The organism is Blastomonas sp. SL216, assembly GCA_026625625.1.
Classification (GTDB): domain Bacteria; phylum Pseudomonadota; class Alphaproteobacteria; order Sphingomonadales; family Sphingomonadaceae; genus Blastomonas.
This window is the reverse complement of record CP113055.1, coordinates 1,438,324-1,464,718: the sequence shown is the minus strand read 5'-3', so window position 1 is coordinate 1,464,718 and position 26,395 is coordinate 1,438,324. Positions and strand designations below refer to the sequence as shown.

Genomic DNA, 26,395 nt, shown 5'->3' with positions numbered 1-26,395 from the left:
GCCATTTTGTGATTGTCGTACACCCTAACGGTGTTCCCAAATGACTCGACATAATTTTCTGGCCTGATATTTTTAAGCGAAACTTGTGGGGGAAGTGATGGAGCACGGCATAAAATCCATGTTGGCGTTAACGATGATCGCTGCAGCGATAAATGCGCCCGCATCTGCTCAGTCCACGACTTGCGGCAGTGCTCTTTATCAACTGCAGGCTTATGCCGGTCAGGTCAATCAAGTGGCAAATGCCGAGCTTTATCAGGGTATTCCAATGCGCTGTGGTTACAATGCATATTGCGGAAACTCACAATTACTTCAATTAAATCAATGGTATGCTAATCAGTCTTATTTGATTAACGGCTGGTATCAGCAGTTAGTGAGCATGTGTGCCTCCACAGATGATAGAAATCGAAAGCGCCGGAATCCGGCGGATTCCGATATCGAAAATGGCATTGACGAGGAATCTATCGAAGAACTTGAAGTAGATGATGAGGATCGGACGGTAGTTCTGCGCATACCCAGCACGCCTAGGGGATTCTCGCCGCGATGAAGTTGACTCGACGAGCATTCGCTACCTCCGGCTTGATTTGCGGGGCGGATCTATGCTGCGGCGGATTGGTTACGCCAGTATATGCGCAAAGGGCGATCCCATTTTGCGGGTTTTCCCTTGAAGACGGATGGACGGCATACGGAAGAGAATTTGTTACTCGAGAAGCTCGTGGTAACGATCGCTCTGGAGTTCCACAAATCGTCCGTAGAATATTGGAGGAGCTTGGCCTCGACTACGATTTCAGAATATTGATTACCGAGGACGAGGATAATGCTTATGCTACCGTTGCAGGTGGGCGAAAAATATTAGGTATTGATGTGGACTTCCTTGATAGACTAAATGATCAAGTCGGCACGGAGTGGAGTGCAATTCAAGTAATTGCGCATGAAGTTGGTCACCATATTGCTGGATTTGATACTGATTCCCATCGTGGAGAGCTCAACGCTGACTACTGGAGTGGGCAAGCGCTACAGCGTTTAGGATCATCATCCGATGCTGCGCAGGCGGCGATATTGGCAATAGGGAGTGAGCGCGATACATCCAGTCATCCTAACAAGTATCGCCGAGCAGCAGTGATTGCTCGAGGTTGGGACGATGCCTCAAATGATATTATTGATCGAAGCTTCTGCCAGGACTGTTGAATAATGTCGCAGTTGAGCGCTGGTATCGAATTCAATGTGTGGCTAATGTTCAATAATTAAGATGCAAAGCGTAAAGCATTTCCCGAATGACTGGGGCTATTCTATTCTGCGCCAGCAGATCGCGCTCGACGTAGTTATTCACTGATCCAAGAAACTCCGCATCTTGCGCGACCGTGACGGATGCTTCAGCTTCCGCAGCGCCTTCGCCTCGATCTGGCGGATACGTTCGCGGGTGACCGAGAACTGCTGGCCCACTTCCTCGAGCGTGTGATCGGTGTTCATGCCGATGCCGAAGCGCATGCGCAGCACGCGTTCTTCGCGCGGCGTCAGCGACGCCAGAACCCGCGTCACGGTTTCCTTGAGGTTCGCCTGGATCGCGGCATCCACCGGGATGATCGCGTTCTTGTCCTCGATGAAATCGCCCAGGTGGCTGTCTTCCTCGTCGCCGATCGGCGTTTCGAGGCTGATCGGTTCCTTGGCGATCTTCATCACCTTGCGGACCTTTTCGAGCGGCATCGACAGGCGCTCGGCCATCTCTTCGGGCGTCGGCTCGCGGCCCTGTTCGTGCAGGAACTGGCGGCTGGTGCGCACCAGCTTGTTGATCGTCTCGATCATGTGCACCGGAATACGGATGGTGCGCGCCTGATCGGCGATCGAGCGGGTGATCGCCTGACGGATCCACCAGGTCGCATAGGTGCTGAACTTGTAGCCGCGGCGATACTCGAACTTGTCCACCGCCTTCATCAGGCCGATATTGCCTTCCTGGATGAGGTCCAGGAACTGCAGGCCGCGATTGGTGTATTTCTTGGCGATCGAGATCACCAGGCGCAGGTTCGCCTCGACCATTTCCTTCTTGGCAATCCGCGCCTCGCGCTCGCCCTTCTGGACCATGTTGACGATGCGGCGGAACTCGCCCAGCGACATGCCGGTGGCCGCCGCGATGTCCGAAATCTCGGCGCGGATGCGATCGACCGCGCCTGCCTCATTGGCGGCGAAATTGGCCCATTTCTTGTCGATACCGGCCATGGATTCGAGCCACTGCTCGTCCATCTCGTGCCCGACATAGCGGTCGAGGAAATCCTTGCGCGGTACCTTGTGGCGCTCGGCCAGACGCAGCATCTGGCCGCCCAGCGCGGTCAGGCGGCGGTTGAACGAATAGAGCTGGTCGACCAGATATTCGATCTTGTTGGCGTGGAACTGCACCGATTCCACTTCGGCGGTCAGGTCCTCGCGCAGCTTCTGATAGGTCTTTTCCTTGGCGGCGGGGAAATCGTCGCCAATGCTGAGCGCGTTGAGCCGCTCGCCCTGGATCTTCTCGAACTTGCGGAACAGCGCGGTGATCTGCGCGAACTTTTCGAGCGCGGCAGGCTTGAGCTGCGCTTCCATCTGCGCGAGCGAGAGCGTGTTGTCTTCCTCGTCATCCTCTTCGGGGCGACGGGTGCGACGCTCGGTCAGATCATCCTCTTCGTCTTCCGAATCGGTGACTTCCTCAACCTCGTCCTCGTCCTTGAAGCTGGGGCCGGCGGTCTTTTCGCTGATCTCGCCATCATCGTCGCCGTCCTCTGACAGGCTTTCGGGTGCGGGCTCCTTGGAGAGCATCGCGTCGAGATCGAGAATCTCGCGCAGCTGCATCTCGCCGTCGTTGAGCGCGGTCGACCATTCGATGATGGCGTGGAAGGTGATCGGGCTTTCGCACAGGCCCAGGATCATGGTGTCGCGGCCAGCCTCGATGCGCTTGGCAATCGCGATTTCGCCTTCGCGGCTGAGCAGTTCCACCGCGCCCATTTCGCGCAGGTACATGCGCACCGGGTCATCGGTGCGGTCCATCGTCTCCTTCTTCTTTTCGGGAGAGATGTTGAGCTGCTCCGAACCATCGTCGGGCGCGTCATTGTCGTCGACGGGCTGCTCTTCGCCGCCTTCCTCGTCATTCTCGACGATGTTGACGCCCATTTCGGAGATCGCAGACATCACGTCCTCGATCTGCTCGGACGACATCTGGTCCTGCGGCAGCGCTTCGTTCAGCTCGTCATAGGTGATGTAGCCGCGCTTCTTGGCACGCGCGAGCAGCTTCTTGACCGAGGCTTCATTGAGATCGATCAGCGGTGCATCGGTGCTGTCGGTCTTGCTGTCTTTCGGTGCCTTGCTTGCCAATTCCGTAATTCCTGTCACCTGTTTCACCAAGGCCCGCGTCCCGGCCAGAGCGAATTATACTGTCTTATCAGGCCGCATGGGGCCGTTTCAAATATTTCGCGTCAACCTGTGTGCCGATCTGGCGCGGTGGCAATGATCGGAAAGGACCCCCGGGTCCCGGCCGTCTCAGCCTCGCTCTGCCAATTCAATCAGGCGCTGGTCAAACGCATCCTTTCTTGCCCTTAGCTGCTGCTGCTCCAAAAACAAACCGTCTTGCATGTCATTTTCGAAACGGCGAGTCACATCCTGCAGCGCCGCCTCCAGCCTGGGGCGGGTGATCATCACTTCGATCGCTTCGGCAAAGTCCTCTGCAATCCGCACCTCGCGCAACTGGTCGGCTGGATCGGTACAGGCGGAACAGAAGGAAAAAGGCGGCGTTCCGCCCGTTTTCAGCCTGTCCACCGCGTCTGCCAGCCCCTTGGAATGCAATATGGTCATCAGTGCAGGCGGATCAAGAGCGCCCGATGCGTGGCTATGCGCTGCATCGATCAGCGCATCGAGCAGCGCAGCCCAGCGATCGGCCAGGGTGACGAATTCGCTCAATGTCTCGCTGTGCTGCCCGATGAGGTGCGGGCGGTGGATGAGGCCAGTGATAACGCCGCGCACGATCAGGTCGCTCATCGGCTGACGGCTGAAGGCGCGCAGCTCCTCGCTCGGCGGCACGGGTTCGTCGCGCCGCTGCCAGCCCTTGCCGCCGCCGCTGCCGCCGCGTTGCTGCGCCGGACGGGCGGGGGAGGGCGTACGCGCTGCGAAGAACAGGTCGGAAAAGCGCTGGCCGATCTCGCGCCGATACAGCGCCTTGATGTCGCCATCGCCAATGGTGTCGGCATGCGCATTGAGCCGCGCCTTCAACCCGGCGCGTGCCTCGGGGCTTTGCAGCGGAGCCGCGTTCAGCTCGTGCGTCCAGAGATGGTCGAGCAGGCCGGTCGCCTGATCAAGGCACGCGGCAAAGGCCTGTGGGCCCGATGCGCGAACCAGATCGTCCGGGTCCTGGCCGCCCGGCAGCGAGACAAAGCCCAGCGACAGGCCGGGCTTGAGCAGCGGCAGCGCACGGGTCGCGGCGCGCATCGCGGCCTTTTGCCCCGCATTGTCTCCATCGAAGCACAGCAGGGGCCGATCGACCATCTTCCACAGCCGCTCGATCTGGTGCTCGGTCAGCGCGGTGCCGAGCGGCGCGACGCACTCGCCAAAGCCCGCCTGGGCCAGCGCGATCACGTCCATATAGCCTTCGACCACCACAACGCGCCCGGTCTGGCGCGAGGCGGGAGCGGCGAGGTGCAGATTGTAGAGCGTGCGGCCCTTGTCGAACAATGGCGTGTCGGGCGAGTTCAGATATTTGGGCTCACCCGCCCCCAGAATGCGGCCGCCAAACGCAATGACGCGCCCGCGCGGATCGCGGATCGGGATCATGACCCGGCCGCGGAACCGGTCATAAGGGGCCTTGTCGTCGACCTTGATCAGCAATCCCGCCTCGACCAGCAGCTCCTCGTCGAGATTGCCGAGCGCCGACTTGATGCCGATGCGGCTGTCGGGCGCAAAACCGATGCCGAAGCGCGCGATGGTCTCGGCGGTCAGCCCCCGGTTCTTCAGATAGGCGCGCGCCTCCTCGCCAGCAGCGCTGTTCAGCTGCGCCACGAACCAGTCCTGCGCCGCCTGGCAGACATCGTGCAGCGAGGCCCGCGCCTCGGCCTGACGGGCAGCGCGCGGATCGGGCGCAGGCACGCTCATCCCCGCTTCAGCGGCCAGCTCCTTGACCGCATCCATGAAGCCCAGCCCCTGGTGATCGGTCATGAACCGGATCGCATCACCATGCGCCCCGCAGCCGAAGCAATGGTAGAACCCCTTGTCGTCGTTGATCGTGAAGCTGGGCGTCTTCTCGTTATGGAACGGGCAGCACGCCTTGTACTCGCGGCCTGCGCGCTGCACCTTCACATGCCGCCCGATCAGCGTGGACAGCGTGATCCGCGATCGCAGTTCGTCCAGCCATTGCGGGGATAGGGTCATGCGAGTGGCTTGCCTCGGGACAAACGGAAAGGGGCGTGATCGCTCAAGCCCCCGCCAGGGCCTCCTTTACCCAGGCGCTGGCCTTGCTCATGTCGAGTTCGCTGCCGTGGCGCGATTTTACCTCGGCCATGACCTTGCCCATGTCCTTGAGGCTGGCAGCGCCGGTATCGGCGACCACCTTGGCGATCGCGGCCCTAGCGGCGGCCTCGTCCATCTGGGCGGGCAGGAACTCCTCGATCACCGCGACCTCGGCCGCTTCCTGCGCGGCAAGCTCGGCGCGGCCGCCCTGTTCGTACATCGCGATCGATTCGCGGCGCTGCTTGATCATCTTCTGCAGCACCTCGGTGACCATCGCATCGTCATCGGCCGGCGCGGCCTGGGTGCGCAGCTCGATATCGCGGTCCTTGATCTTGGCCAGGATAAGCCGGACAGCGGCCGTACGCTCCTTGTCGCCTGCCTTCATGGCGGCCACCTGCGCAGCTTTCAGCAAATCGCGAATCATGCGCGCGAACCTTTCTTTTCCCGTGGATTTTGGAACAAGCTTCCAACCTAGCCGGATAAAAATGTTTTTCATAGATTGACCGTGCAAGCCAGGCGCGCCTAGTGACCCGCCAATTTGGCCGCTGTCCGGCAGGAAGCGTCACGGGGCTTTGGCCCGGCCTTGTCCTGCCATATCCTGCGGCCCGGCATATTCGCGACTCAATACGCAACGCAAGGAAGACGATCCATGGCGCACGCCACCACCTCCGCTCAACCCCAAGGCGCGACCGGCCTGTTGCTGCTGGCCGACGGCACCGCGATCTGGGGCAGGGGCTTTGGTGCCGCGGGGGCCAAGACGGGCGAGGTGTGCTTCAACACCTCGATCACCGGCTATCAGGAAATCCTGACCGACCCGAGCTATGCCGGGCAGATCATCACCTTCACCTTCCCGCATATCGGCAATGTCGGCGCGAACCCCGAGGATATCGAGGCCGATGTCCCCCAGGCGCTGGGCTGCATCGTGCGCGAGGATGTGACCAACCCCAGCAGCTTCCGCTCCGTCCAGCATTTCAGCGAGTGGTTGGGCGCGAACGGCCAGATCGGCCTGTCGGGTATCGATACCCGCGCGCTGACCCGCCGCATCCGTGAAGCAGGCGCCCCCAATGCCGTGATCGCCCACGCGCCCGATGGCGTGTTCGACATGCCCGCGCTGCTCGCACTGGCACAGGGCTGGCCGGGGCTCGAGGGCATGGACCTGGCGATCGAGGTCACAGGTGCCGACACGCGCGGCTGGCAGGGCGGCAAATGGACGCTGGGGGCTGGCTATGCCGAAATGGGCGAGGGGACACGCCCCCATGTCGTCGCCATCGATTACGGCGCCAAGCACAATATCTTCCGCTCGCTGGTTGAGGCCGGTGCGAAGGTGACCGTGGTGCCCGCCAAGACCTCGCTCGATGAGATCCTCGCGCTGGAGCCTGCGGGCGTGTTCCTGTCGAACGGCCCGGGCGATCCCGCCGCGACCGGCGTGTACGCGGTGCCGGTGATCCGGGGCCTGCTCGAGCGGGATGTGCCGATCTTCGGCATCTGCCTCGGCCATCAGCTGCTCGGCCTGGCTGCCGGCGCGCGCACGACCAAGATGCACCAGGGCCACCGAGGCGCGAACCATCCGGTCAAGCGACTGGAAACGGGCGTGGTCGAGATCACCAGCATGAACCACGGATTCGCGGTCGACGCCGCGACCCTGCCAGCCAATGTTGTCGAGACGCACGTATCGCTGTTCGACGGCAGCAATTGCGGCATCGCGTTCACCGACAAGAATGCGTTCGGGGTTCAGTATCACCCCGAAGCCTCGCCGGGACCGCAGGACAGCTTCTACCTGTTCGAGAAGTTTGTGAGCGGCCTCAAGGCTCCGGCGACCGCCGCGTGACTCTCAAGCTCCCCCCCGTCGATCCTGCCCGGATGGAGCAGGAATGGGCCGCCGATCAGGACGTGCTGCGCAATCTGGCCGACAATGGCGACCAGGCGAGCATCCGCCGTTCGGTGGACGTGAGCTTTCGCGGGTCCGAGGAGAATCTGGAGCGCCTGTCCGAAGCCGCGGAGGAGCTGGGGCTGACCGAGCTGGGGCATGAGGATGATGCCGAGGGCGGCCATCCCTGGCTGTTCCTGGAGCGGGTGCAGGCGGTCGATGAAAAGTCGATCCGCGCGCTCACCGAACTCTGCCTGCAGATCGAGCAGCTGTTCGACCTCGAATATGATGGCTGGGGCTGCGAAGCCCAGACCGGCACGGTGCATTGACGATGCCCGTTGCTGCCCCCGCCCTGACACAAAATTCACGCCTTTAAAGAGAGCACGACAACAATGCCCAAGCGCAGCGACATAGACAGCATCCTGATCATCGGCGCTGGCCCGATCATCATCGGCCAGGCGTGCGAGTTCGATTATTCGGGCACGCAGGCGTGCAAGGCGTTGAAGGAAGAGGGCTATCGCATCGTCCTCGTCAACTCCAACCCCGCGACGATCATGACTGATCCCGACATGGCCGACGCGACCTATGTCGAGCCGATTACGCCCGAGATCGTCGCCAAGATCATCGCCAAGGAACGCGCCGAGCGGCCGAACGAGAAGCTGGTGGTGCTGCCGACGATGGGTGGGCAGACCGCGCTCAACACCGCGCTGGCGCTCGATGCCAATGGCACGCTGGAAAAATATGATGTCGAGCTGATCGGCGCGAAGGCCGAAGCGATCGACAAGGCCGAGGACCGGCAGAAATTCCGCGAGGCGATGGACAAGATCGGGCTGGAATCGGCGCGTTCAGGCATCGCCCATACGGTCGAAGAGGCGCTCGCCGTGCTCGAGCGCACCGGCCTGCCGTCGATCATCCGCCCCAGCTTCACCATGGGCGGCACCGGCGGCGGCATTGCCTATAACCGCGACGAGTTCGTCCAGATCGTTACCGGCGGGCTCGATGCATCGCCCACCACCGAGGTGCTGATCGAGGAATCGCTGCTCGGCTGGAAAGAGTACGAAATGGAGGTCGTGCGCGATCGCGCCGACAATGCCATCATCATCTGCTCGATCGAGAATGTCGATCCGATGGGCGTGCACACCGGCGATTCCATCACCGTCGCCCCCGCGCTGACGCTGACCGACAAGGAATATCAGATCATGCGCTCGGCCAGCATCGCGGTGCTGCGCGAGATTGGCGTGGAGACGGGCGGGTCGAACGTGCAGTTCGCGGTCAACCCCAAGGACGGCCGCCTGATCGTCATCGAGATGAACCCGCGCGTGTCGCGCTCCTCGGCGCTGGCGTCGAAGGCGACCGGCTTCCCGATCGCCAAGGTCGCGGCGAAGCTGGCCGTCGGCTACACGCTCGACGAGATCACCAACGACATTACCGGCGCGACGCCAGCGAGCTTCGAGCCGACGATCGATTATGTCGTCACCAAGATTCCGCGCTTCGCCTTTGAGAAGTTCAAGGGATCGAGCCCGCTGCTCGGCACCGCGATGAAGTCGGTCGGTGAAGTGATGGCGATCGGCCGCAACTTCCAGGAATCGGTCCAGAAGGCACTGCGCGGGCTGGAAACGGGCCTGAGCGGTTTCAATTTCGTCGACCATTTGGTCGGCGCAGCCCATGAGGATATTGTCGCCGAATTGAGCCAGGCGACGCCCGACCGGCTGCTGATCGCCGCCCAGGCGCTGCGCGAAGGCATGACGGTCGAGCAGATCCATGCCGTCGCCAAGTTCGACCCCTGGTTCCTCGAGCAGATCAAGCAGATCGTCGATGCCGAGGCCGAGGTGCTGGCCGATGGCCTGCCGCGCGATGCGGCGGGGATGCGCAGGCTCAAGTCCATGGGCTTTTCCGACAAGCGCCTCGCCTATCTGGCGCTGCAATCGGCCAATCTGCGCCCCGGCATGGACCGGGCGCTGGCGCGCGGATCGGGCATGGTGCGCGATGCCGTGGTCGCGATGACCGGCGGCGTCACCGAAGAGGAGGTGCGCGCGCTGCGCCACAGGCTGGGCGTGCGCCCGGTCTACAAGCGGATCGACACCTGCGCGGCGGAGTTCGAAGCGAAGACGCCGTACATGTATTCGACCTATGAGGCCCCGAGCTTCGGCGAGCCCGAATGCGAGAGCCAGCCGACGACGCGGCGCAAGGTCGTGATCCTCGGCGGCGGACCCAACCGGATCGGCCAGGGAATCGAGTTCGACTATTGCTGCTGCCATGCGTGCTTTGCGCTGGGCGACGCCGGGTTTGAAACCATCATGGTCAACTGCAACCCCGAAACCGTCTCGACCGACTACGACACCTCGGACCGGCTCTATTTCGAGCCGCTGACCGCCGAGGACGTGCTCGAACTGCTCGATGTCGAGCGTTCGACCGGCGAGCTGGTCGGCGTGATCGTGCAGTTCGGCGGCCAGACACCGCTGAAGCTCGCACAGGCGCTCGAGGATGCCGGTATTCCGATCCTGGGCACATCGCCCGATGCGATCGACCTGGCCGAAGACCGCGAGCGCTTTGCCAAGCTGGTCGACAAGCTGGGCCTGAAACAGCCTGCCAACGGCATCGCCCGCAGCCGCGAAGAGGCAATCGCGGTCGCCAACCGCATCGGCTATCCGGTGTTGATCCGTCCGTCTTATGTGCTGGGCGGCCGCGCGATGGAAATCGTCGACGGTCAGGCGCAGCTGGAAAGCTATATCGCCACCGCCGTGCAGGTCTCCGGCGACAGCCCGGTCCTGATCGACCAGTATCTGCGCGATGCGATCGAGGTCGATGTCGATGCGATCTGCGATGGCAAGGATGTCGCGATTGCCGGCGTGATGCAGCATATCGAGGAAGCCGGCGTCCATTCGGGCGACAGCGCCTGCACCCTGCCGCCGTATAGCCTGGGCGCTGACATCATCGCAGAGATGGAGCGTCAGACGCGGCTGCTGGCCGAAGGGCTGAAGGTACGCGGCCTGATGAACATCCAGTTCGCGGTCAAGAACGGGCAGGTCTATCTGATCGAGGTCAACCCGCGCGCCAGCCGCACCGTGCCGTTCGTCGCCAAGGCGATCGGCCAGCCGGTGGCCAAATATGCCGCGCGCGTGATGGCGGGCGAGATGCTGGCCAATCTGCCGGTGATCGACCGCGATATCGAGCATATGGCGGTCAAGGAGGCGGTGTTCCCCTGGGCACGCTTTGCCGGGGTCGATCCGGTGCTGAGCCCTGAGATGAAGTCCACCGGCGAAGTCATGGGCATCGACAAGGATTTCGCCACCGCCTTTGCCAAGGCGCAGATCGGGGCAGGGCTCACGCTGCCCACCAAGGGTACGGTGTTCATCTCGGTCAAGGATGGCGACAAGCCGGTGATCCTGGATGCCGCGCGCGGCCTTACGGATCTGGGCATGGATATCGTCGCCACCGGTGGCACCGCGCGCTATCTCGCCGACAATGGCGTGGCGGTGACCGAGGTCAACAAGGTGGCCCAGGGGCGCCCGCATATCGTCGACCGGATCAAGGACGGCCAGATCGCGCTGATCTTCAACACCACCGAAGGGTGGCAGAGCCTGAAGGACTCGCAATCGATCCGCGCCAGCGCGCTGACGGGGAAGATTCCGTACTTCACCACGGCGGCGGCCAGCGTCGCGGCGGTGAAGGCGATGGCATCGCTGGCCAGGACAAGCCTTGAAGTAAAGCCGCTTCAGGCCTATAATATACGGCCTGACGCTTGAGCCCCCCGACAAGTCGTTACCCTGATGCGGCCCCATTTCCGGGCCGCTAAAGGCATTATTGTCGGACGATTGGCCGGGCGTCGGCCAAGGAAGAAGGGATATGCCGAATGGCAACCGTCGATAAGCTGCCCATGCTGGCAGAAGGATATGAAAAGCTTTCGCGCGAACTGAAGGCGCTCAAGGAAGAGCGCCCCCTGATCGTCGAGGCGATCGAGGAAGCGCGCGCGCATGGCGACCTCTCCGAAAATGCCGAATATCACGCCGCCAAGGAGCGCCAGGGCCAGGTCGAGGCGACCATCGCCGATCTCGAAGGCAAGCTGAGCCGCGCGCAGATCATCGATCCGACCACGCTTTCGGGCGACAAGATCGTGTTCGGCGCGACCGTGACGCTGATGGACGAAGACGACAAGCCGGTGAAGTATCAGATCGTCGGCGAAGCCGAGGCTGACGCGCGCAAGGGCCGCATCAGCTATTCGAGCCCGCTGGGCCGGGCGCTGATCGGCCGCCAGCTCGACGACGAAGTCGAGGTGAGCGTGCCTTCGGGCGACAAGTTCTATCTCGTGTCCAAGATCGAGTTCATCTGAACCATGCCCCCCATACCGCGCGGGTCGGCGACCAACGCGCTGGTCATATTGAATGTGCTGGTCTGGCTGGTGGGTATTGTCACCGGCTGGACCGAGCCCATGCAGATCGAAGGGGGTTTCTGGGCGGCGCGGCTGCATGACAGCCTGTACGGGCATTCCAGCGCCTTGCCGGTGGATTATCCCTGGGTTGTGCCGGTCTGGCTGACCCCCGTTACCTCGGCCTTTCTCCACGCCGGTCTGTTTCATCTCGCGATGAACATGCTGGTGCTGGTGGTGATCGGGCGGATCGTGGAAATGGCGCTGGGCTGGGAGCGCTTTCTGCTGCTCTATAGTGCGGGGATCATCGCCGCAGCCGGGGTGCATTACGCCATCGATCCGGTGTCGATGGTGCCAGTGGTCGGCGCAAGCGGCGCGATCTCTGCGCTGATGGCCGCCTATTTCCTGCTGTTTTCACGCCGCAAGCCGCCCGCGATCGGGCCGATACCGCAGCTTGCCGTGCACATGGCGTGGCTGATGGCGGCCTGGGTCGGCATCAACCTGCTCAGCCAGCTTGCCTTTGCCGGGACTGCGCTGGGCATTGCCATCTGGGCGCATATCGGCGGCTTTGCGGCGGGGCTGCTGCTCGCGGTGCCGCTCGTGCGCAGCCACCAGATCCGGCGGCCGCGTCACGATATTCCCTGAAAGCCGAAGCCCTTAGCCGGCCGGGTTTTCTTCCGGGTCGAGCAGCCGGTGCAGGTGCACGATCACATAGCGCATTTCGGCGTCATCGACAGTAGCCTGCGCCTTGCTGCGCCAGGCTTCTTCCGCGCTCGCATAATCGGGATAGACGCCGACAAGGTCCATCTTGTCGAGTTCGCAATAATCGAGGGTTTGCGGGTCGCTGACGCGTCCGCCCATGACGAGATGAAGTTTGCTCATGTGAATGTGCGTCCCTGACAGATGATCCGGATGCCTGGCGGCATCCTCTCCAAGCAAGGGGTCGTGCGTGCGGCCCCCTATGCGCTGGGGCTGCGCCATAATCAGCTTTTGCGGGATTTTCCAGCCCTGTTGCAGCGATGCCGGGCAGGTTTTGCGGCAATCAGGGCTTGCCGGACCTGCGCAGCTTCGCCGCGGCCTTGCTGACTCCGTCCTTGGCCCTGGCTGCAAGCGGCCCGGCATTCTTGGCAATCGGCTTGCGCGCCAGGAACAGCCCGCCCAGCAGGCCGGCCAGCGCAATCTTGCCGCGATGCGCCCAGGCGAGCCCCGCTGCCTTGTCGGCGGCCGATCCGATCTTCTCGGCGGCGGTGTCTATCGCCTCTTCGCGCAGATTGGCGGGCGCAAAGCGATCCTTGGCGCGGGCCAGCGCCATTTGCCACTGGCTGCGCGCCGCCAGTCGGCGTGCGGAGACCTCGGCCAGGGTCTCTGCGCCATCGTCTTCATGTTCGGGAACAGGGTGTTCAGCCGCCTCGGTCATGCACCGGCCTTTGCTTCTTCATCATCGTTGGTATCGCTGGCAAACAATGCGCTGATCTTGCCGATCCGCCGCGCCGCCAGCCAGAAGGTCAGCACCGCCAGCAGCAGCGAGCCCAGCACCGTTGCCCCCATCGCGCCCCAGCCACCGATCAGCGGCACCAGCGCGATCATCGTGCCGACGACCAGCGCGATGAGCGCGCAGACGATCAGCACCAGGCCGACAAAGGCAAGCAGCGCCATAGCGCGGATCTGCCGACCTGCGGCGGCGAGGCGCACCTTCTGAAAGCTGACTTCGGCATCGACCATCGCACGGCCATCGGCGTACAGGCCGTGCAGCTGTTCGATGAGACCGGGTTGATCCGCCTCTGCCTCTGGCGAAGGCGGATCAACCGGCGCGCCCTGGACGGGCACGGTCTCGGATTGGGGCTGTGTCACTCTATTGCGGTTCCGGTCAGCGGATCAGCGCCGCTTGCCGAACACCGAACTCAGCACCTTGGCGAGCACCAGGCTGAAAACTGCGGCGATACCGGCGGCGGCCACCGGTTTGGTGCGCACGAATTCGCGCGTATCCTCCGCGATTTCCTCGACCGGCTTGGCGCGGATGCGTTCGGCCACGTCGGTGACGCTCTGCGCGGCGCTGCGGGCATAGTCGCCATATTTCGGGCCGACATTGTCGTCGATCGCGCCGGCGCTGTCCTTCAGGATCTGCGCCACGCTGTTCGCGGCATCGCAGGCCATGTCCTTGACGTCGCTGGCCACGTCCTTGGCCTTGCCGGTCATGTCTTCGGGAATCATCGCACTCACCTTTTCGGAAACGGTCTGGAAGGCACTGGAAGATTGCGCGGCAACGCCGGTAGCTGCTGCGGCGACGCCGGTCGAGACCAGCACCGCGCTGTTGGGCGTGGGCGTCTGTTCGGCAGGCGCTTCTGCAGGCTTGGGCGCAGCCTTGCGCTTGGGGGCCGCGGTGCCGCTCTTGGCGCTGGTGGTCCGCTTGGCGGTCGCGGCCTTGGGCGCGCTTTCACCGGTCGCAGCCTTTTTGGCGCGCGGCTTTTTCGGCGCGGCGGCGGCCTTGGTTTCTTCTTCGGACATGAATTCCTCCTCAAGCTTGAGGGCAGACGCATGAAGCGCTGCCACGGTTCCGCTTGCCCAATTCTATTCTGGCCAGTCCGTCCATATTTTCAAGCGGTTTCGCGGGTGCAGCAACGCGACTTTACAGCATGGTGCCCGTACGCCTGCAACTGTTGCAAATGCGCGGTTCACCGCCTAGAGGGGCGCCATCCTTCCACCCTGCCAGACCTGAAAGAGTGCCGCTTATGACCGCGATCATGGACATTCACGCCCGCCAGATTCTCGACAGCCGCGGCAACCCCACGGTCGAGGTGGACGTGTTGCTGGAAGATGGCAGCTTCGGCCGCGCTGGCGTGCCGTCGGGCGCATCGACCGGCGCGTATGAGGCGGTCGAAAAGCGCGATGGCGACATGTCCATGTACATGGGCAAGGGCGTCACCCAGGCCGTCGACATGGTCAATAGCGAGATTTTCGAGGCGATTGTCGGCCTGGATGCCGAAGATCAGCGCGACATCGACATGACGATGATTGCTCTGGACGGCACAGAGAACAAGTCGCGCCTGGGCGCCAATGCGATCCTGGGCGTCAGCCTGGCCGTGGCCAAGGCCGCTGCCGATGCGCGCGGCCTGCCGCTTTACAGCTATGTCGGCGGCGTTTCCGCGCATGTGCTGCCCGTTCCGATGATGAACATCATCAATGGCGGCGAACATGCTGACAACCCGATCGATTTCCAGGAATTCATGATCATGCCGGTGGGCGCCGACAGCCTGGCCGAGGCGGTGCGCTGGGGTTCGGAAATCTTCCATACGCTCAAAAAGGGCCTGCATGAAAAGGGTCTGGCGACGGCTGTGGGCGACGAGGGCGGCTTTGCCCCCAATCTCGCCTCGACCCGCGCTGCGCTCGATTTCATCATGGCTTCGATCGAAAAGGCAGGGTTCAAGCCGGGCGAGAACGTCATGCTGGCGCTCGATTGCGCCGCGACCGAATTCTTCCGCAATGGCAAGTACGAGATCAGCGGCGAGGGGCTGTCGCTCAGCCCCACCGAAATGGCCGATTATCTGGGCAAGCTGTGCGCTGATTACCCGATCCGCTCGATCGAGGACGGCATGAGCGAAGACGATTTTGAAGGCTGGCTCGCCGTCACCCAGCTGCTGGGCGACAAGGTGCAGCTGGTCGGGGACGATCTGTTCGTGACCAATCCCGAGCGGCTCGCGATGGGCATCGACAAGGGGCTGGCCAACAGCCTGCTGGTCAAGGTCAACCAGATCGGCACGCTGACCGAGACGCTGGAGGCCGTGAACATGGCGCACCGCGCCGGGTACACGGCGGTCATGTCGCACCGTTCGGGCGAAACCGAGGATGCGACCATCGCCGATCTGGCGGTGGCCACCAATTGCGGACAGATCAAGACCGGCTCGCTCGCCCGGTCGGACCGGCTTGCCAAGTACAATCAGCTGATCCGCATCGAAGAAGAGCTGGGTGCCAGCGCCCATTATGCCGGCAGCGCCATCTTCCGTTGAGGTTCATGCGGTTCGCCGCACGACTTGAGAGGCATTGATCGCATATTTGATTCGGGCTGGCCGTTTCGGCTTGCCAGCCCGAATCAATTGTGATTCAAGAGATTAATGTCGTCCCGCAAACCCGTGATTAAACCCGCAAAACAGGCCATCGCGCCGGGCATCTCGCTCGTCGCGCTGCTGGCCATTGCGGCTTACGCGCTGCTGGGGCCGACGGGCGTGCTCGCCTGGGGCGATTATCGCCAGCGACTGGAAGTGCAGAAGGTCGAACTGGCGCGGCTGCAGAAACAGCGCGATGCCCTGCGCAATCGGGTCAATCTGCTCGATCCGCGCGCGGTCGATCCCGATCTGGTGAGCGAGCTGGTTCGGCGCGAACTGAATGTCGCGCATCCGGACGAGGTTATCGTCCCGCTGAAATAAGCGGCGCTGCCTGCGCCTCGATGCTGCGGGAATATTGCGCAAAAACCGCCTTGGCCGTTGCGTAAACCGCGCCTGTGCCTCTATAGACAGGCGGTCAATTCCTCCCCCTGCCTTATGGCACTGATCCTTCAGCGTGAAAGGTTTTCCGTCTTGGTCAAGACACCCGCTGCAAAGCCCGTTCGCAAACCACCTGCAAAATCCCGGTCCAAGGCTGCGGCTCCCGCTGCGGCACCGGCTGAAAAGGCCGCTGCGGCCGTGCTGCCCGAAGAAGGCAGCAATCACCCGCGTCCGCGCACGCCCGAACGCTATCAGGCGAGCCAGGAAGAGCTGCTGCATTTCTACAAGGAAATGCTGCTCATCCGCCGCTTCGAAGAGCGCGCCGGCCAGCTGTACGGCCTGGGGCTGATCGGCGGCTTCTGCCACCTGTATATCGGCCAGGAAGCGGTCGCGGTCGGCCTGCAATCGGCGCTGGAGCCGGGCAAGGACAGCGTGATCACCGGCTATCGCGACCATGGCCATATGCTGGCTTATGGCATTGATCCCAAGGTCATCATGGCCGAACTGACCGGACGCGGCGCGGGCATCTCGCGCGGCAAGGGCGGTTCGATGCACATGTTCTCGACCGAACACAAATTCTATGGCGGCCACGGCATTGTCGGCGCGCAGGTACCGCTCGGCGCGGGCCTCGCCTTCGGGCACAAGTACAGCGACGATGGCGGCGTGTGCATGGCCTATTTCGGCGATGGCGCGGCGAACCAGGGCCAGGTCTATGAAAGCTTCAACATGGCTGCGCTGTGGAAGCTGCCGATCATCTTCGTGATCGAGAATAACGGCTATGCGATGGGCACCAAGGTGTCGCGTGGCAGCGCCGAGACCGAATTCTACCGGCGCGGCGATTCCTTCCGCATCCCGGGCATGCAGGTCAACGGCATGGACGTGCTCGAAGTGCGCGGCGCGGCCGAGGCGGCGCTGGAATATGTCCGCGGCGGCAATGGTCCGCTGCTGATGGAACTGAAGACCTATCGCTATCGCGGTCATTCGATGTCCGACCCCGCCAAGTATCGCAGCCGCGAAGAGGTGCAGAACGTCAAGGAAAAGTCCGACCCGATCGAAGCAGCCAAGGCCGAGCTGATCAAGCTGGGCGTGAGCGAGGACGCGATGAAGGCGATCGACAAGGAAATCCGCACGATCGTCAGCGAAGCGGCAGACTTTGCCGAAACCTCGCCCGAGCCGGATCCGTCCGAACTGTATACCGATGTGCTGGTGGAGCAATATTGATGGCCATCGAACTGAAAATGCCTGCCCTTTCCCCGACGATGGAAGAGGGGACGCTGGCCAAGTGGCTGGTCAAGGAAGGCGATACCGTGTCCTCGGGCGATATCCTGGCCGAGATCGAGACCGACAAGGCGACAATGGAATTCGAGGCGGTCGATGAAGGCACCGTGTCGAAGATTCTGGTTGCTGCCGGGACCGACAATGTGAAGGTGGGCGAGGTGATCGCGCTGATCGCTGGAGAGGGCGAGGATGCATCCGCTCCCGCCGCTGCCCCGGCGCCTGCTCCCGCTCCTGCGCCGGAACCCGAAGCGGCCAAGGCGGCACCGACCGAGAATGTCCAGATCATTCCCGAAACGCCCAAGCGCGCTGAGGTCAGCGATCCGGCGGTGCCCGAAGGCACGCAGATGGTGCCGACCACGGTCCGCGAGGCGCTGCGCGATGCGATGGCGGAGGAAATGCGCCGCGATGACCGCGTGTTCGTGATGGGTGAGGAAGTCGCCGAATATCAGGGCGCGTACAAGGTCACTCAGGGGCTGCTCGATGAATTCGGCGCGCGCCGCGTGATCGACACGCCGATCACCGAATATGGCTTTGCCGGCATCGGTGCCGGCGCGGCGATGGGCGGCCTGCGTCCGGTGATCGAGTTCATGACGTTCAACTTCGCCATGCAGGCGATCGACCATGTCATCAATTCGGCGGCCAAGACCAACTATATGTCGGGCGGCCAGATGCGCTGCCCGGTGGTGTTCCGCGGACCCAATGGTGCGGCGAGCCGCGTCGGCGCTCAGCACAGCCAGAATTTCGGCCCCTGGTATGCCAGCGTGCCGGGCCTGATCGTCATCGCGCCCTATGACAGTGCCGATGCCAAGGGCCTGCTCAAGGCGGCAATCCGCACCGAAGACCCGGTCGTGTTCCTGGAAAACGAGCTGGTCTATGGCCGCACCTTCGATGTGCCGGCGCTGGAAGACCATGTGCTGCCCATCGGCAAGGCGCGGATCATGCGCGAAGGCAGCGATGTCACCATCGTCAGCTATTCGATCGGCGTCGGCATCGCGCTCGAAGCGGCCGAAAAGCTGGCGGGCGAGGGGATCGAGGCCGAGGTGGTCGATTTGCGCACGTTGCGTCCGCTCGATACCGCGACGGTGCTGGAGAGCCTGAAAAAGACCAACCGCATGGTGGTGGTCGAGGAAGGCTGGCCGGTCTGCTCGATCGCGTCGGAAATCATTGCGGTGGCGATGGAGCAGGGCTTTGACGATCTCGACGCGCCAGTGCTGCGCGTGACCAACGAGGACGTGCCGCTGCCTTATGCCGCGAACCTGGAAAAGCTGGCGCTGGTCGACAGCGCCCGCGTGATCGCCGCGGTCAAGAAGGTGACCTACAAGGGCTGAGCCCGGACATGCTAGGGATGGCCGGGCGGTGCAGCCCGGTCATCCTTCAGCCTTGCTGATTACGAGTTTCGAGCCTTATACCTTGGTGCAGATCAGGCCGGTGCAGACCCCTTTGTTGTTGCCCTGACCGGCGTTGCCATCCATCACACCGTCCTTCATGTCATTGTTTCTGGCATCTTGATTAGCCGCCTGCGCGGAGGCAATCTGCGCATCGCTGGTCTGCGGCAGGATCGCGTCATATTTGTTGCAGGTCGACTGGCGCGCTGACGATACGTTGTTCGTCGGCGGCTTGCCGATTTCGCGCGCGTCGCGCACCGTGTAAGCCGCCTCCTGGCGCAGTTCCTGATCCTGCATGAACATGTCGCCGAACAGCGGGTGGTAGATATAGGTCAGCTCGACATACATCACCGCGGTGCCGGTACTGGCCTGGATGCGGTCTGCAGGCGGGCCCATGCCCGCAAAGCCGGTGCCGGTCGCGCCGGTGCCCTGCGGGCCATAGTCCGAATCCTCGAACAATATGCCCTTGCAGCGCTGCCACATGATCGTCTGCCCGCCCTGGGCATTGACCTCAAGGCTGGACAGCACGGTGCGGCCATCCTGATAGATGCCCGCCGCACCGGCCTGGATCGAGGCGGCCTGAAACACGTCGTTGATCTGCGCCTCGTTGATCACCTTGGCGCCCAGGGTCGCGTTGAGCGTCCCGATACGCGAGGCATTGTCCGCCATGTTGAGCGCAACCTGGCTCATCTTCATCTGGGTGATGGCAAGGTTCGCGACCTCGACACCGTAAAAGCCCAGCCCCATGAAGATGGGCAGCGAAAAGGCGAATTCGATCAGGGCCAGGCCTGACCGGTCGCGTTTAAGCCTGCGCGCAACCGTGCGGGTGCGCGCCAGCAGCGAGCGGCGCTTGACCGGGGCAGGGGCGGCGGCGGTGTGGATGTCGAACGTCATGTGCAGATCACCTGCTTGGTCTCGGCATTCTGGTCGGCATAAGGCTGGTTGCGCAACACCGTGGCGGACGTGATGGTCGCCTGGCTGCTGGCACCGATCAGCCCATAGAGCGGAAATTTGCGCTGATAGGTCATGTTGACGGTGTAGAGCACGACATCGCGCGCACCGCCGACCCCGTCCTTGCCGAGGTCGCGGTCCCATGACATGTTCTGGTTCTCATCGGTGAAGCATTCGCCCGGATCGCGGTTGCCGTTGCTGTTCTTGTCCTCGAAATCCTCGGGCAGGCCGACCTTGGCAAAGTCGCGATAATTGCGGCGGGTGTAAGCGAAGGTCGCCCCTTCACCCAGCCCGCCCAGGTTGGTCCTCACCTTCTCGTCCAGATTGGCCACGTTTAGCGTGCCGGTTTCCAGTGCGGAATCGCGGCCCGCCTTCTGCACCGCGCCATCCAGGATAGCGCGGGCATAGACGGTATAGCCCAGGTCGAACACGCCGAGCAGCAGCATGAGAAACGTGGGCGCGATCAGGCCGAACTCGGTCACGGTCACCCCGCGCCGGTCGCCGATTGCTCGCCTGAGAAATCCGGGCATGCGCATCACTTGGTCAACCTCAGCTCGGAAATCTGCTTGGCGATATTCTGGAACGCGGTGTTAAGCTGCGAACTGTTCGATGCGGTGAACGAACTGCCGCTGCTCGAGCAGGTCTGCATGTCGGCGGTCAGCGTGGTGCCGAACGCAATCACCCACAGGCGGATGCCCTTTGACTTGATCGCCTCGCAGATCGCGAGATAGCGGCGGCGCTGGCGCTCAAGCTGGGTCGGGTCGTTGCTGCCGCCGGTGACGCGCCGGTCGTACATTTCCACGCCGTACATGCTGGCGACAAAGTCATAGCTGGTCAGCTGGCCGTCGGTCATGAAGATCATGTGACGGCTGACCGAGCCGGCATTGCCGGGGTTGGCGTTGACGGTCGACTGGAAGAGGCCCTGCGGCGAGGCAAGCCGTGCGCCCCAGAGCAGGCCGACGTCATGATAGGTGCCGCCCACCGCGACCAGACCGTTGACATAGGTCTGCACCTGATCGCGCGTCATCGTCGCGAGCAGCGTCGCCTTGCTGGGGCAGGCGGTATAGCCGCCGCCGTAATTCTTGATGCTGGTGCCGTCATTGCGGTAGAAATAGACATCCTCCCAATAGGGCCGCCATTTGGTTGCCGTGCTGGTGGGGACTGCATCGATATTGAGGTCATGCGCGTTCGCACTGCCATCGGCGGTGATGCCGCTGGACGTGCTGGCAAAGTTGGACGCGGCAAGCGTGTCGCGCTCCTCGATGCATCCGCCCCAGCGGCTGGTGCTGCCGTTGGTTTCGCTCGGCGTGGTCACGGCCGGATTGGCCGACTTGATCGAGCGGAGAAAGGCATCGACCGGGAAGCTGAACTGGCCATATTCCCAATAGGAGAAGGTTGCCCCGCTTTGCCAGGTCGGCGACAGAACGTAGGTGGTCGTGGTCGTGGTGGTAGTCGTCTCGACCGTCGTCGTTTTCTTGCGCACACAGGTGCGGCGATTGGATGAAGTCCAATTGGGCCACGCCTGGCCGTTGTGGGTGTGCTGCACATAGGTGGTCGTGGTCTTCACATTGCCGTTCTGCACGACAATGGGTGAACCCTGAGGGTTCGGCCTGAAGTTCCAGCCGGTAGCCTGATCGAAATTGACGTTGTTGCCATAATCCGTGCACTTCGCGATATTCAGCGTTGTGCCATAGGTCTCCAGCACCTCTGAGCTCTGGGTATCAACCGACGTATTGGTTTCGGTGACCGGGATACTCCAGATCGGACGGCGCGTCTGATAAGGCCAGGTCTCGCCCGAATTGCCGCCCACCAGCCACTGCTGATTGGCATCATAAAGCAGTTCGCCGACATTGACGTTGGTCGAATAGGGCACGAACGAATAGCGCACGCGCGCGTTGCTGCCCGACGAGGCGTTGGCCAGCGTATCGTAGAAGCTCATCACCGAATTGCGCAGTGCGGTGATCTTGACGATGCTGCCGCCGCTGCCATTGGGGATCGTCTCGAGCATCGATCCGGTGACGTCGAGCACGAAGGTGGTGTCGGTATTGGTGAGGTTGAGCTCGGCCTCGCACGATACCGCGATGGTCAGGGAAGGCTTGCCGAACATGCCCATGATGGTGGTCGGCATGATCGTCGATGCGCTGCCCAGCACCTTGCTGCTGCCCGTGGGGTTGCTGGTGGTGAACACCACATTGGTGGTGCGGTTATAGCCCGCCTTGTAGTTGATATCGAAAAAGTCCTGCGCCTGGTTCTGCGCTGCGGTCGAATAGGTGCTGGCTGCCATGGCGCGGCGTCCGGCGAGCACGCCGGCATCGCACGCATGCTGGATGCGCGACTTGACCATATAGGCGCGGCTCATGTCGACAGCGCCGCCGATCATCGCGGCCATCGGCAGGATGCTGGCGGCCAGGATGGGCAGCACGTTGCCGCGTTTCGACGCAAGCAGCCGGCTCAGCACCGGGCGCTTCACGTCCGCTGCGGCGACGGGCCGCGCGATGCTTTCAAGGCGCTGGTTTTCGGTGTTGCGGATGGTCATGGTCTGGATAGTGCCCCTGCGACGTATCCATTCTTCTACGCGCGCAATGGTAAGCAGCCTTCAAAGGGAGATGGTTACGCCCATGTTTACCTTGATCCGCGGCAGATTTTCGTGGATCGCGCAGCCATGGTCGCGCCCGAAACTCCCGTCTCACCGCTGGTGACGCTCGCCACTGGCTATGGTGATGCCAGGATGCGCAGCTGGTGCCAGGCGCTGTTCGCCTTCGATGCGCAGATGGCAGGCATCGTGCTGCAGGCGCGTGAACCGATGCTGGCGCAGATCCGGCTGCAATGGTGGCATGACGTCATCGCCAAGCCCGCAGCCGAACGCCCGTCCGCCAATCCGGCGCTGGCCGCGCTGCTGCCGCTGGAGGCCCAAGGGCTGGCTTTGCCCGAGGCGCTTGGCCCGGTGATCCGTGGCTGGGAGGCGGCGCTGGAAGCAGAGGATGCCGAAGCCGTGGCCGAATTTGCGGCCGGTCGCGGCGCGCTGTTCGCTGCCTTTTGCGCGCTCGATTGCGGGGCTGACCGCGCTGCGCTCGCTCAGGCGGGCAGGGCCTGGGCGCTGTGGGACATGCTGCGTTTCCACCGGCGGACGCCCGTGCTGGATGCGGCTATGGCCGGGATCGACACCCCGGCGCTGAAGCGCATCGCCCTGCCGCGCAGGCTTCGCCCGCTGGCGATCATCACGCGCGCGGTGCAGCTTGACATCGCATCGGGGCGGATGGATCGTCCCTGGGGCAGTCCGGGCGTGTTCGCCCGGCTGGTCTGGCACGGGCTGACGGGGCGCTGATAAGCCAGCCGCCCGTCGCCAGCGAAGTGAGGAGGGCAGGGCAATGCGCATCCTTTTGGGCGGGCTGGCCGCCATCGCGCTGATGATCGGCGGCTTCTTCCTCATCCGCGCGCAGCAGCAACGGGATGATGCGCTCGCCGATATTGCCGCACCGCCGCCCGAGCTTCAGGACGACGGGCTGCCCAATGCTGATCCTGGAACCATGCGCGGACCCGAACCGCCCCAGGCCACCGAAATGACCCGCGAAGAGCGCCGCTTTGCCCGGTTCGACCGCAATGGTGATCGCATCATCACCCGCGAGGAACTGCTCGCCAGCCGGACCAAGGCGTTCCGCGCGCTCGACAAGGACGGCAACAATCTGCTGACCTTCGAGGAATGGGCGGTCGCGACGTCGCAGCGCTTTGCCGGCGCCGATGGCGACAGCAATGGCCGCCTGTCGCCCGAGGAATTCGCCACCACCAAGCCCAAGCGCGCGGTGCAGCGCTGCAAATGCTGATTATTCGGCGGCGACAGCCTCGCCCGTCCCGTTCAGCCAGCCCTGCAGATCGGTACGGGCGCGGCTGGTATAGGCTTCCTTGCGCGCCTTTTTGTGGACAGGCTCCTCAGGCGGCGGAAACAGGCCGAAATTGACGTTCATCGGCTGGAAGTCGCTCGCCTCCGCACCGCCGGTGATATGGCCAAGCAGCGCGCCGAGCGCGGTGGTTACCGGCGGCGTATCCAGCGAGCGCCCCTGCAGTTCGGCGGCGGCAAAGCGCCCCGCCATCAGGCCGACACTGGCGCTTTCGACATAACCTTCGCAGCCGGTAATCTGCCCGGCAAAGCGGATATGCGGTGCCTTGCGCAGGCGCAGCTGCCCGTCGAGCAGGCGCGGCGAGTTGATGAAGGTATTGCGGTGCAGCCCGCCCAGCCGCGCGAACTCGGCCTTTTCCAGCCCGGGAATGGTGCGGAACAGCTCGACCTGCGCGCCGTGCTTCAGCTTGGTCTGGAAGCCGACCATGTTCCACAAGGTGCCCAGCTTGTTGTCCTGGCGCAGCTGAACCACCGCATAGGGCCAGCGCCCGGTGCGCGGATTGTCCAGCCCGACGGGCTTCATCGGCCCGAAGCGCAGCGTATCGACCCCGCGCGCCGCCATGACCTCGATCGGCATGCAGCCCTCGAAATAGGGCGTGTCCTTCTCCCATTCCTTGAACTCGGTCTTGTCGCCCTCGATCAGACCGCGATGGAAAGCCAGATACTGGTCCTTGTCCATCGGGCAGTTGATATAGTCCTTGCCATCGCCCTCCGGCCCGACCTTGTCCCAGCGGCTCGCCATCCAGCAGATGTCCATGTCAATGCTGTCGCGGTGGACGATGGGGGCTATCGCGTCGAAAAACGCCAGCGCATCCTCGCCCGTCGCCGCGCCGATCGACTGGGCGAGCGACATGGCGGTGAGCGGGCCGGTGGCGATGATCGTCGGGCCTTCGCCGGGCAGGCTGTCGATCCGCTCGCGCACGATCCGGATATTCGGGTGCTCGGCCAAGGCCTTGGTGACGATTTCGGAGAAGATGTCGCGATCGACCGCCAGCGCAGAGCCGGCGGGCACCTTGGCCTTGTCTGCCGATGCCATGATCAGCGAATCCAGCGTGCGCATCTCCTGGTGCAACAGGCCGACGGCGTTGCGATCGGCATCGTCCGAGCGGAAGCTGTTCGAGCAAACGAGCTCGGCCAGGCCATCGGTCTGGTGCGCGGGCGTCATCTCGCCGCTGCCGCGCATTTCGGACAGGCGCACCTTGATGCCTGCTTGCGCGAGCTGCCATGCCGCCTCTGATCCGGCCAGGCCGCCGCCGATGATGTGAATCTGGTGCTGAAAATCGCTGCTGTTGCTCATGCGCGTGCAGATAGCGTGTGTGAGGGCATTTGCCCAGCTTGCGCATGATCGGTCTTCGGTGCCATCAGGGGTACGGACGCAAACGGGGGAAGATACATGGTCGTCAAACGCGCGCTGGCGGAATCGCGGCCTTGGCTACTGGTGAGCCTCGTGGCAGCGATCAGCTATTTCTTTGTCAGTGATGCGCCGATCCCGGGGCTGTACCTGATGCTGTGGAAGGGGCTGGGCGTCGGGTTTCTCGCGGTCTTTGCCCTGGTCCGCCACCATTCGGCTGATGGCCGCATGATCGGCGCGGTAATGGCGCTGGGCGCGATCGGCGACATGCTGATCGAGATCGACATGATCTATGGCGCGGTCGCGTTCCTGTTCGGCCATGTCGTCGCGATCTGGCTCTATGCGCGGCACCGGAGGGCCAGCGTCACGTTCAGCCAGCGGCTGTTTGCGCTGCTGCTGGTGCCGTGCGTGGTGCTGATCGCCTGGGCGCTGCCGATGGACCGCAGCGGGGCGGGCGGCATCGCGCTGTACAGCCTGTTCCTTGCCGTGATGGCGGCCATGGCCTGGACCAGCGATTTCCCGCGCTATCGCGTCGGCTTTGGCGCGCTGATGTTCGTGGTGTCGGACCTGCTGATCTTCGCCCGGCTGGGGCCGCTGGAAGGCTCGGCCATCCCCGATTGGCTGATCTGGCCGCTCTATTATTTCGGGCAGTTCCTGATCTGCACCGGTGTCATCCAGAGCCTGCGCCACAAGGACCCGAGGGTCGCAGGTTGAAGCATGGGCAGCCGCGTGTTATAACATTCGTATGAACAAGCCCCTCAAGCTCATCAAGATCGGCAATTCGACCGGGGTGATCCTGCCCAAGGACGTGCTGGCGCATCTCAACCTGTCGCAGGGCGACGAGGTGTCCGTCGTCAAGCAGGCAGATGGCATCGCGCTCAAGTCCGCTGATCCCGAGTTCGACAAGCAGATGTCGGCAGCCCGTGACGTGATGGCGCGTTATCGCAACGCGCTGCGCGAACTGGCCAAGTGAGGTGGCCGACTGGATTTGGGTACGCCAGGATGTCGTCTTTGCGCTCCATGACGAACAGATTGCCGAACATGGCGGACTGAGCGGCATCCGCGATGCGGCGCTGGTCGAAAGCGCACTTGCTCGCCCGCTCAATCTCGCAGCTTATGGAGAGCCGGACGCCGCTGATCTGGCCGCCGCCTATGCCTTTGGCCTGGCGCGCAACCATCCCTTTGCCGATGGCAACAAGCGCAGCGCTGCTGTGGTCGCGCTGACCTTTTTGCTGCTCAATGACGTGGCATTCGAAATCACCGAGGCCGAGCTTGTCGTCATGACGATGGCACTCGCCGCAGGCGACCTCACCGAGGATGAGGTCGCCCGCTGGTTTCGCGATCATATCGTGCCGCGCGGCTGAGCC

27 protein-coding genes are annotated in these 26,395 nt (G+C 63.1%); 16 read left to right on the top strand and 11 right to left on the bottom strand.

The annotated features are described in order from the left end of the window. Positions 1 to 97: 97 nt before the first annotated feature. Together OU999_06965 and OU999_06960 are read left to right on the top strand one after the other, a co-directional pair. Positions 98 to 544: a hypothetical protein gene (locus tag OU999_06965; GenBank protein WAC24918.1), complete on the top strand. Its 447-nt coding sequence runs from the start codon at positions 98 to 100 to the stop codon at positions 542 to 544. Continuing rightward, a complete protein-coding gene (locus OU999_06960) occupies positions 541 to 1,185 on the top strand; it encodes a hypothetical protein (protein ID WAC24917.1) in 645 nt (214 codons plus the stop codon). Before OU999_06965 ends, OU999_06960 begins: the two co-directional genes overlap by 4 nt. A gap of 138 nt (positions 1,186 to 1,323) precedes the next feature. On the opposite strand, the gene rpoD is transcribed toward OU999_06960, so the two are convergent. From rpoD to OU999_06945, 3 genes are all read right to left on the bottom strand, one after another. Then, a complete protein-coding gene (gene rpoD, locus OU999_06955) occupies positions 1,324 to 3,336 on the bottom strand; it encodes an RNA polymerase sigma factor RpoD (GenBank protein WAC24916.1) in 2,013 nt (670 codons plus the stop codon). 165 nt (positions 3,337 to 3,501) lie between these two features. Beyond that, a complete protein-coding gene (gene dnaG, locus OU999_06950; GenBank protein ID WAC24915.1) occupies positions 3,502 to 5,379 on the bottom strand; it encodes a DNA primase in 1,878 nt (625 codons plus the stop codon). A 43-nt stretch (positions 5,380 to 5,422) separates the two neighbouring features. Then, positions 5,423 to 5,881 (bottom strand): GatB/YqeY domain-containing protein, encoded by a 459-nt coding sequence (locus OU999_06945; protein WAC24914.1) that lies wholly within the window; start codon positions 5,879 to 5,881, stop codon positions 5,423 to 5,425. A 225-nt stretch (positions 5,882 to 6,106) separates the two neighbouring features. On the opposite strand from OU999_06945, the gene carA reads away from it, so the two are divergent. The 5 genes from carA to OU999_06920 all read left to right on the top strand — a co-directional run bounded on the left by carA (position 6,107) and on the right by OU999_06920 (position 12,335). Beyond that, entirely contained in the window at positions 6,107 to 7,285 is a 1,179-nt protein-coding gene (gene carA / locus OU999_06940; protein ID WAC24913.1) for a glutamine-hydrolyzing carbamoyl-phosphate synthase small subunit, read from the top strand. Further along, positions 7,282 to 7,653, top strand: coding sequence for a ribonuclease E inhibitor RraB (locus OU999_06935; protein WAC24912.1), 372 nt, complete (start codon positions 7,282 to 7,284; stop codon positions 7,651 to 7,653). Before carA ends, OU999_06935 begins: the two co-directional genes overlap by 4 nt. A 63-nt stretch (positions 7,654 to 7,716) precedes the next feature. After that, complete coding sequence (gene carB, locus OU999_06930; GenBank protein WAC24911.1) at positions 7,717 to 11,070, top strand: carbamoyl-phosphate synthase large subunit; 3,354 nt, start codon at positions 7,717 to 7,719, stop codon at positions 11,068 to 11,070. A gap of 107 nt (positions 11,071 to 11,177) precedes the next feature. Beyond that, the gene (greA, locus tag OU999_06925) at positions 11,178 to 11,654 is read left to right on the top strand and encodes a transcription elongation factor GreA (GenBank protein WAC24910.1); all 477 of its coding nucleotides are present in this window, start codon (positions 11,178 to 11,180) and stop codon (positions 11,652 to 11,654) included. 3 nt (positions 11,655 to 11,657) lie between these two features. Beyond that, positions 11,658 to 12,335: a rhomboid family intramembrane serine protease gene (locus OU999_06920; GenBank protein ID WAC24909.1), complete on the top strand. Its 678-nt coding sequence runs from the start codon at positions 11,658 to 11,660 to the stop codon at positions 12,333 to 12,335. A gap of 12 nt (positions 12,336 to 12,347) precedes the next feature. On the opposite strand, the gene OU999_06915 is transcribed toward OU999_06920, so the two are convergent. From OU999_06915 to OU999_06900, 4 genes are all read right to left on the bottom strand, one after another. Beyond that, positions 12,348 to 12,572 (bottom strand): DUF4170 domain-containing protein, encoded by a 225-nt coding sequence (locus OU999_06915; GenBank protein ID WAC24908.1) that lies wholly within the window; start codon positions 12,570 to 12,572, stop codon positions 12,348 to 12,350. A 160-nt stretch (positions 12,573 to 12,732) separates the two neighbouring features. Beyond that, positions 12,733 to 13,107 (bottom strand): hypothetical protein, encoded by a 375-nt coding sequence (locus OU999_06910; GenBank protein ID WAC24907.1) that lies wholly within the window; start codon positions 13,105 to 13,107, stop codon positions 12,733 to 12,735. After that, positions 13,104 to 13,541 (bottom strand): phage holin family protein, encoded by a 438-nt coding sequence (locus OU999_06905; GenBank protein WAC24906.1) that lies wholly within the window; start codon positions 13,539 to 13,541, stop codon positions 13,104 to 13,106. The genes OU999_06910 and OU999_06905 overlap by 4 nt, the downstream gene beginning before the upstream one ends. A gap of 24 nt (positions 13,542 to 13,565) precedes the next feature. Continuing rightward, a complete protein-coding gene (locus OU999_06900) occupies positions 13,566 to 14,195 on the bottom strand; it encodes a hypothetical protein (protein WAC24905.1) in 630 nt (209 codons plus the stop codon). Between the two features lie 224 nt (positions 14,196 to 14,419). Between OU999_06900 and eno the strand changes: the two genes are divergently transcribed. The 4 genes from eno (at position 14,420) to OU999_06880 (ending at position 18,774) form a co-directional block, all read left to right on the top strand. Beyond that, positions 14,420 to 15,694, top strand: coding sequence for a phosphopyruvate hydratase (eno, locus tag OU999_06895; GenBank protein WAC24904.1), 1,275 nt, complete (start codon positions 14,420 to 14,422; stop codon positions 15,692 to 15,694). A gap of 105 nt (positions 15,695 to 15,799) precedes the next feature. Beyond that, positions 15,800 to 16,111 carry a septum formation initiator family protein gene (locus tag OU999_06890; GenBank protein ID WAC24903.1) on the top strand — a complete coding sequence of 104 codons (312 nt, stop codon included), beginning with the start codon at positions 15,800 to 15,802 and terminating at the stop codon, positions 16,109 to 16,111. Between the two features lie 255 nt (positions 16,112 to 16,366). Next, a complete protein-coding gene (pdhA, locus tag OU999_06885; protein WAC25371.1) occupies positions 16,367 to 17,389 on the top strand; it encodes a pyruvate dehydrogenase (acetyl-transferring) E1 component subunit alpha in 1,023 nt (340 codons plus the stop codon). Beyond that, positions 17,389 to 18,774, top strand: coding sequence for a pyruvate dehydrogenase complex E1 component subunit beta (locus OU999_06880; GenBank protein WAC24902.1), 1,386 nt, complete (start codon positions 17,389 to 17,391; stop codon positions 18,772 to 18,774). The genes pdhA and OU999_06880 overlap by 1 nt, the downstream gene beginning before the upstream one ends. A gap of 75 nt (positions 18,775 to 18,849) precedes the next feature. Here the strand turns inward: OU999_06880 and OU999_06875 are convergent, their stop codons facing one another. Genes OU999_06875 through OU999_06865 form a run of 3 tightly spaced genes read right to left on the bottom strand, consistent with a single transcriptional unit; the run spans position 18,850 to position 22,318 of the window. After that, positions 18,850 to 19,725 carry a pilus assembly protein gene (locus tag OU999_06875; protein WAC24901.1) on the bottom strand — a complete coding sequence of 292 codons (876 nt, stop codon included), beginning with the start codon at positions 19,723 to 19,725 and terminating at the stop codon, positions 18,850 to 18,852. Beyond that, a complete protein-coding gene (locus OU999_06870) occupies positions 19,722 to 20,312 on the bottom strand; it encodes a pilus assembly protein (GenBank protein WAC24900.1) in 591 nt (196 codons plus the stop codon). The genes OU999_06875 and OU999_06870 overlap by 4 nt, the downstream gene beginning before the upstream one ends. Before the next feature lie 5 nt (positions 20,313 to 20,317). Then, entirely contained in the window at positions 20,318 to 22,318 is a 2,001-nt protein-coding gene (locus tag OU999_06865) for a Tad domain-containing protein (GenBank protein WAC24899.1), read from the bottom strand. A gap of 111 nt (positions 22,319 to 22,429) precedes the next feature. Between OU999_06865 and OU999_06860 the strand changes: the two genes are divergently transcribed. After that, complete coding sequence (locus OU999_06860) at positions 22,430 to 23,107, top strand: hypothetical protein (protein ID WAC24898.1); 678 nt, start codon at positions 22,430 to 22,432, stop codon at positions 23,105 to 23,107. 43 nt (positions 23,108 to 23,150) lie between these two features. Continuing rightward, complete coding sequence (locus tag OU999_06855) at positions 23,151 to 23,603, top strand: hypothetical protein (protein ID WAC24897.1); 453 nt, start codon at positions 23,151 to 23,153, stop codon at positions 23,601 to 23,603. On the opposite strand, the gene trmFO is transcribed toward OU999_06855, so the two are convergent. After that, positions 23,604 to 24,974 carry a methylenetetrahydrofolate--tRNA-(uracil(54)-C(5))-methyltransferase (FADH(2)-oxidizing) TrmFO gene (gene trmFO, locus OU999_06850; protein ID WAC24896.1) on the bottom strand — a complete coding sequence of 457 codons (1,371 nt, stop codon included), beginning with the start codon at positions 24,972 to 24,974 and terminating at the stop codon, positions 23,604 to 23,606. A gap of 96 nt (positions 24,975 to 25,070) precedes the next feature. Between trmFO and OU999_06845 the strand changes: the two genes are divergently transcribed. From OU999_06845 to OU999_06835, 3 genes are read left to right on the top strand one after another with little or no spacing between them, the layout of a single operon-like run. Then, positions 25,071 to 25,742 (top strand): lysoplasmalogenase, encoded by a 672-nt coding sequence (locus OU999_06845; GenBank protein WAC24895.1) that lies wholly within the window; start codon positions 25,071 to 25,073, stop codon positions 25,740 to 25,742. A 31-nt stretch (positions 25,743 to 25,773) separates the two neighbouring features. Then, the gene (locus OU999_06840) at positions 25,774 to 26,001 is read left to right on the top strand and encodes an AbrB/MazE/SpoVT family DNA-binding domain-containing protein (protein ID WAC24894.1); all 228 of its coding nucleotides are present in this window, start codon (positions 25,774 to 25,776) and stop codon (positions 25,999 to 26,001) included. A gap of 1 nt (position 26,002) precedes the next feature. Beyond that, entirely contained in the window at positions 26,003 to 26,392 is a 390-nt protein-coding gene (locus OU999_06835) for a type II toxin-antitoxin system death-on-curing family toxin (protein WAC24893.1), read from the top strand. The last annotated feature ends 3 nt before the right edge of the window (positions 26,393 to 26,395 follow it).